This window comes from Chromobacterium alkanivorans (assembly GCF_016937655.1).
GTDB lineage: Bacteria > Pseudomonadota > Gammaproteobacteria > Burkholderiales > Chromobacteriaceae > Chromobacterium > Chromobacterium alkanivorans.
On sequence record NZ_JAFHKL010000027.1, the window covers coordinates 1 to 6,854 of the forward strand.

At 69.5% G+C, this 6,854-nt stretch carries 1 protein-coding gene; it reads left to right on the top strand.

Annotated elements, in window-relative coordinates:
* The coding region (locus tag JW897_RS23960; RefSeq protein WP_205467910.1) for an RHS repeat domain-containing protein at nt 1-6,854 on the top strand (6,854 nt) is incomplete at both ends.

Genomic DNA, 6,854 nt, shown 5'->3' on the forward strand with positions numbered 1-6,854 from the left:
CGCGGCGGCGAACGGGTCTACGTCAACGCCGGCAACGGCAACCTGGTGCTGCAGCGACGAGACGAATTCCTCGCCGGCAACGGCCTGCCGATTCAACTGCTCCGCACCTACAACAGCCAGGGCCGAGGCGGCGACACCGGCAACTGGCGGCTGGGCTATAGCCGCCAGCTGTTCGACTTCAGCGGCGCGCCGGGCAGCGCCGGCTCGCAGCTGCGCCGTCAGGCCGAGGACGGCAGCGACACGCTGTACCGCTACGACGCGGCGCGCGGTCTGTACCTGGCGCAAGGCGGCGCCGGCGCCGAAGACACGGTGCGCTGGGACGGCCAGGCCTGGACCTGGACCGACGGCGACAGCCGGAGCCAGGAGCGCTACGACGGCGCCGGCCGGCTGCAGCAAGTGCAAAGCCGCGACGGCCAGACCGTCACGCTGGACTACGACGGCGCCGGCCGCATCGTCGGCCTGCGCAGCGCCGACGGCGAGACGCTGTTCATCGACTACGACGCCCAGGGCCATCTGAGCCAGCTGCGCAGCGTGTACCGGGACGGCGAGCAGAGCAAGACGCTGACCCGGACCCGCTACGGCTACGACGAGCAGAACCGGCTGAGCAGCGTCACCACCGACCTGAGTCCCGACGACAACAGCGTCGCCGACGGCCAGGTCTACACCACCCGCTATGTCTATGACGGCGCCAGCCAGCGGCTGGCCAGCCTGCAGCAGAGCGACGGCAGCCGGCTGGACTTCGCCTATGCGCAGGTGGACGGCGACTACCGCGTGCTCAGCGTCAGCGACGTGCGCGGCGAGCAGACGCTGACCACCACCTTCGACTACGACGCCGCGCAACACCGCACCGTGGTCCGCGACGCCGCCGGCCTGCGCACCGAGCTGAACTACCGCGACGGCCTGCTGCAACGGGTGGCCGCCGGCGGGGTGGAACAACGCTTCGACTACGACGAGCACGGCCGGGTGAGCGCGGTCACCGATGGTCGCGGGCAGAGCAGCCGTTTCGACTACGACGCCGCCGGCAACCGGGTGGGCGTGCGCGACGCGCAAGGGCAGCAGACCCGGCGCCGCTACAACGCCCAGAACCAGGTGCTGAGCGAAACCGTCGACGGCGCCGGCACCCGCCGCAACGTTTACGACGCCAGCGGCCTGCGGCTGCGCTTCAGCCTGAGCGCCGAAGGCCGGGTGGAAGAGCGCCGCTACGACGCCCAGGGCCGCGAAGTCAGCCGGCTGCTGTACCAGGGCGGGGTGTTCGCCGGCGCCGACGACGCCACCGGCGAAGCCGAACTGCAAGCCTGGGCGGCGCGGCAGGACAGGTCCCGCATCGAACGCACCGACACGAGCTACGACCTGCGCGGCCTGGTGGCCGGCACCACCCGCTACGCGACGCTGGACGCCGAGGGCAAGGGGGTGGCGGACGGCCGGCACAGCGGCGTGCGCTATGTCTACGACCCGGCGGGCAATCTGCTGCAGAAGCTCGACGGCGTCAGCGGCGCGGTGCTGGCCGACTACCTCTACGATGGCCTGAACCGAGTGGTGCGCAGCCGGGATGGCCACGGCGTGGCCACCACCACCGTCTACCAGGACGCGCAACGGCAGACCCGGATCAGCCTGAGCAACGGCCTGAGCACGGTGAGCAGCTACGACGCGGCCGGCCAGCTGCTCTCCGTGGTGCAGCAAGACGCCGGCGGCGCGCTGGGCACCGCGCGCACCGAGTACAACGCGCGCCAGCTGCCGGTCAAGCTGACCGACGCCAACGGCGCCGCCAGCGTCCTGCTGTACGACGAGCGGGGCCGCAAAGTGGGCCAGATCGACGCCGCGGGCGGCGTCACCGAATGGCGCTACAACGGCAACGACCAAGTGATCGCCAGCCTGCGCTACGCGAACCGGGTCGACCCGAGCCGGCTGAGCGGCGACCCGGCGACGCTGTCGCTGGCCGCGCTGCGGCCGGCGGCGAATCCGGCGGAGGACCGCGTCGAGCGCCGGCTGTACGACAGCCTGGGCCGCCTGATCCAAACCATAGACGCCGAAGGCGGCGTCGAACGCCACCAATACGACGCCGCCGGCCGGCTGACGCGCAGCACCCGCTACGCGACGCGGCTGAGCGCCGACACCCTGGCGGCGCTGGCCAGCCAAGCCGGCGAGCCGGACCCGGCCGACGCCGCGCTGCAGCCGGCGGCGGATCCGGCCGGCGACCGCGTCAGCCGCCGCTACTACGACCGCGACGGCCTGCTGCTGGCCAGCCTGGACGGCGAAGGCTATCTGAGCGAAACCCGCTACGACGGCGCCGGGCGCGCGCTCGAAACCGTGCGCTACGCGCAACGCGCCCAGGCCGGCGACAGCCTGGACGCGCTGCGTCCGCCCCGCGACGACGCCGACCAGCGCACGCGCAATCTGTACGACGGCGCCGGCCGGCTGGTGGGCCGGATCGATGCCGAAGGCTACCTCGACGAAACCGTCTACGACGGCCAAGGCCGCATCGCGCAGACGATACGCTACGCCACGCGCGTCGGCGGCGGCGACAGCCTGACCGCCTTGCGCCCGGCGGCCGACCGCAACGACCGCCAAGTGCTGCGCCAATACGACGCCGCCGACCGGCTGCTGCGCGAAGAACACCGGCCCAGCGGCCTGATCGTCCGCTACCAGTACGACGCCCAGGGCCAGGTGATCGCCACCACCCGCGAGGCCGGCGACGACGCGCGCAGCCAGCTCAAGCGCTACGACAGCCAGGGCCGGGTGACGCAAGAACTGACGGGCGAAGGCGCCCTGGCGCTGGCCGCGCTCGGCGCCGACGCCGACGCCCAACAGATCGACGCCGTCTGGGCGCGCTGGGGCACCCGCCACTACTACAACGCCGGCGGCCAACGCACCGCCAGCCTCGGCCCCGACGGCCAGGGCGGCGCCGGCGCGCGCACCCTGTACTACTACGACGCCGCCGGCCGCCTCAGCCACACCCTCAACAGCCTGGGCGAAATCAGCGAAGTGCGCTACAACGCCTTCGGCGAAGTCATCGCCACCCAGCGTTACGCCACCCGGCTGGGCGCCGACGCGCTGGCCGCGCAGAACGGTGGCCGCCAAGACGGTCTGCCCGGCGGGCTGCGCAGCGACGCCGACAGCCTCGAGACCCGCGGCTACAACCGGCTGGGTCAGCGCATCGCCGCCGGCGACCGCCTGGAAGCCGAACGCGAACAGTGGAGCTACAACGCCTTCGGCGAGGCCATCGGCCACCGGCTGCGGCTGGACGCCGCGCGCAGCAGCTTGCAGAGCAGCGGCTACGACCGGCGCGGCCAACTGCAAAGCCAGAGCCGCGACGCCGAAGGGCTGGCGCTGCGGACGGCATCGAGCTACGACGCCTTCGGGCGGCAGATCGAAAGCGTCGACGCCAACGGCAACCGACGCCGGATCGACTACGACAAACTGGGCCGGCAGATCCGCGTCCAAGACCCGCAAGGTGGACGGCAAAGCAGCGTTTACGACGCCTTCGGCCGGGTGCTGAGCCAGACCGACGCGCTGGGCCACGTGACCGCCACCGCCTACGACGACGCGAACGGACGCGTCACCGTCACCCAGGCGGACGGCGTCCAGCTCATCACCCAGAAGAACGGCCACGGCGAAACCGTCAAACTGATCGACGGCCTGGGCCAGGCGACGAGCTACCGCTACAACCGCGACGGCCAACTGCTGAGCACCACCACCCCGGCGGGGACCACCCGCAGCACTTACGACAGCGCCGGTCATCAGATCGAAAGCGTCGACGCCAACGGCACCCGCACCGTCTACCAGTACGACGCGGCGGGCCGGGTGCTGCAGCGCACCGTGGACCCGGACGGTCTGAAACTGAGCAGCCGCACCGAGTACGACGCGCAGGGCCGGGTGTTGCGGCAGACCGAGCCCAACGGCCGGGTGAGCGAACAGCGTTACGACGCGGCGGGCCGGCTGCAAAGCCTGATCGTCGACCCGGACGGTCTCAAGCTGAGCACGGTTTACGGCTACGACGCCCAAGGACGGCAAATCCGGGTGACCGAAGCGGCGGGGACGGCGCAGGCGAAGACCACCGAATACGAATACGACGGCGCCGGTCGTCGGGTGCGGGAGACGGTGGACCCGGACGGACTGAAGCAGAGCACGGTTTACCAGTACGACGGCAACGGCAACGTGGTGGCCAAGACCGACGCGATGGGCAACATCGCCCGCTACATCTACGACGGCAATGACCGCGTGCGCTATAGCCTGAACACGCTGGGCCATCTGACGGAAACGGTGTACGACGCGGCGGGGCAGGCGGTGCAAAGCCGACGCTACGTGACGCCGGTATCGGTGTACAGCCTGGGCACCGCGCTGACGGAGAGCGATCTGTCGGGGAAGGTGACGACGCATGAGAAAGACCAGAGCACGCGCACGGTGTACGACGCGATGGGACGTCCGAGCCTGAGCATCGACGCCGCGGGCAATGTGACCGAGCGTCGCTACGACGCGGCGGGCCGGGTGACGGACACCATCCGCTACGCCAAGCCGATTGGCGGCAACCTGGTGAACTATCCGCATGGCGGCCCGGACTGGGCCGGCAGCGTGCAAGGGGCGAGTGCCCAACAAGCGGGCTTCCCGGACAGCGGCGACGCCATCCTGCAACCGGACCGCGACAGCTACGCCAGCGGCATGATCGCCGTCAAGGAAGGCGAGACCTACCGCTTCGAAATGGACGTCATTCGTGGCGGCACGGATGACGGTCGTACCCCGGCGCCGTTCGGCATCGGCTTCCAGTACTCGCTCGACGGCGTGAACTTCATCGACTCCTGGGTGGGGGCGAGCTATAGCGACGCTAGCCAAGCCGGCCTCCAGCATGTGAAGGGCAGCTTGACGATTCCGCAGGGGATCAAAGGCGCGCGGGTGTGGCTGCAGGTGGCCGCGGGCTGGGGGCAGACCAACCGCTGGTACGCGCGCAACGTGGAAGTGCGGCGTCAAGGCGCCGACCCGAGCCTGGAGGCGGCCAACGCCGCGCCGGCGCAGTGGGACGACGCGACGATACGGCGACGCCTGCTGACCTCGGCGGCCGACCAGCACAGCCGGAGCGTCTACGACGCCGCCGGCCGGCAACGCTTTGCGATCGATCCTCAGGGCTGCCTGACGGAAACGCGCTACGGCGCGGCGGGTCAAGTCATTCAGACCCGGCGTTACGCGCAGGCCTTGAGCCTGGATAGTTCCCTTAGCCTGGCTCAACTCGAAGCCATGACGGCTCAGGCGTCCACCCCTCCCACCTTCAATGGTACCGCGGGTACCCAGGACAACGGCCGTCTTCACCTCGTCAGCAAGTCGGAAGCCGGCGGCAGTTGGGCCTCCCTCAACAGCGCGCGGCAAATGCCGGCGGGCAGCGCTTACCAGTTCGACCTGACGCCGAACCAGATTCAGTCTTCGCTGCATGCGATGCTAGAGAACGTGGGGGGTAAAACCGCACGTCTGGCGATCCTGCTCCAGCCCGACGGCCTCGTCTACGCCCAAATCGCCAACGCCAACGACCAATGGCGCGCCGTGCCGATGGGGGCGTACCAGGCGGGCGTCACCTACACAGTTGAACTGACGACGAACAAGACCGGCGGAACCATATACGTCTACCCCAAAGGCGGCGATCGCCGGCAAGGCTATCGCTATGACGTCACGGGTGAGTATGACTGGTCCACCGTGCAACTGCGCTTTGCGACCCAGCGCGACCCTGGCTTGACGGTGGAAACCACCGCCGATATCGACAATATCGAAGAGCGGGGGCTTGAAGCGCAGAGCACCTCCTATGCTTACGACGCCGCCGGCCGCCTGATCGGCGAAACCCGCGGCGACGGCAAACAGCAGGCCAGCACCACCTACCAGCTGGACGCTTTGGGCAAACGCATCGTCGAAACCGACGCCAACGGCCACGCCACCCGCCGCGACTACGACCTGCTCGGCCGGCTGATTCGCGAAACCGACGCGCTGGGCGGCGTCACCGTCACCGAGTACGACGCCTTCGGCAACGCGGTCAAGATCACCGACCCGCGCGGCTACAGCGGCTACAACTATTACGACGCGCTCGGCCGGCAGACCCTGCACGTCGATCCCGAGGGGTACGCCACCGGCACCGAATACGACGCGCTGGGCAACACCACCCGCATCACCCGCTACGCCACCCGCGTCGACACCGCCGCGCTCAAGCCCGGCGTGGCGCCGACCCTGATCGTCGACGCCCAGCGCGATGCGGTGACCCGGATCGAACACGATAGACTCGGCCGTCAGAACCGCATCTTCGACGCCGAAGGCGGCGTTGAACGGATGGCCTATGACGCCTTTGACAACAAGCTGAAATACTTCAACAAACTGGGCGGTACCTACCACTACATCTACGACGCGCAAGGCCGGGTGCTCAAAGAGACCAGTCCGCTGGGCATCGTCAAACGCTTTGAATACGACGGCTTCGGCAACCGCACCCTGCAAGTGGAAGCCGAGGGCAAGCCGGAACAACGTACCACCCGCTACCAGTACGACGGCAACAACCGGTTGATTCGCCAGGTCGGCGACGCGGTGCCGATCTACACCCTGGACGGTGGCGAAGCCACGGTCAGCCCGAGCCAAAGCTGGCGCTACGACGCCGCCGGCCGGCAGATCGAATTCACCGACGCCAACGGCAAGATCACCCGCAGCCGCTACGACGCGCTGGGGCGCAAGGTGGCGGAGCGCAACGGCGACGGCGTGCTCAGCGAGTGGGACTACGACGCGGCGGGCAATGTGAAGACGCAGCGCGTCTACGCCAACCCGGTGGGCCTGCCGGCCGACGGCGGGGTGCCGGCGCCGGCGAATGCCGACGTTCGCGAAACCCGCTATGTCTACGA